The organism is Parafrankia sp. EUN1f, from assembly GCF_000177675.1.
In the GTDB taxonomy this organism is placed as follows: domain Bacteria; phylum Actinomycetota; class Actinomycetes; order Frankiales; family Frankiaceae; genus Parafrankia.
The window spans coordinates 1-641 of the sequence record NZ_ADGX01000390.1 but is presented as its reverse complement, the minus strand read 5'-3'; the positions used below and the strand labels follow the sequence as shown (position 1 = coordinate 641).

At 66.8% G+C, this 641-nt stretch carries 1 protein-coding gene; it reads right to left on the bottom strand.

Annotated features, from left to right (window positions below; genetic code table 11):
• The coding region (locus FREUN1FDRAFT_RS39270; RefSeq protein ID WP_006546027.1) for a response regulator transcription factor at positions 1 to 641 on the bottom strand (641 nt) is incomplete at both ends.

Genomic DNA, 641 nt, shown 5'->3' with positions numbered 1-641 from the left:
CCGGCCTGCTTCATCAGGTAGACCGCCGCCTGCGTGCGGCTGGCCAGGCCCAGCTTCTCCAGAATGCTCGACACGTAGTTCTTCACGGTCTTCTCCGACAGCCCCAGCCGGGTACCGATCTGCCGGTTCGTCAACCCGTCCGCGATCAGCTGCAGGATCTCCCGCTCCCGCTGGTTCAGCGTCGCCATCGCCGGATCCTCGTGCGGCCCGTCCCGCAGCCGCTCCAACACCCGACGCGTCACCGACGGAGCCAGCAACGACTGACCCGACGCCACCGTCCGGATCGCACCCACCAGGTCGTTGCCCCGGATCTCCTTCAGCACATACCCCGCCGCACCAGCCATGATCGCGGAGAACAGCGCCTCGTCATCGTCATACGACGTCAGAATCAGACACGCCACCCCCGGCAACGCCGACCGGATCTCCCGGCACACGTCGATGCCACTGCCGTCAGGCAACCGCCCGTCCAGCACCGCCACATGCGGATGCAACGCCGGAATACGCCGCAGCGCCTCCGCCGCCAGCCCGGCCTCACCGACGACCTCGATATCGTCATGCCGGGCGAGCGTCTGACGCAGACCATTCCGCACGATCTCGTGGTCATCGAGAACGAACACCCGGATCTTCTCCATGACCGCGAC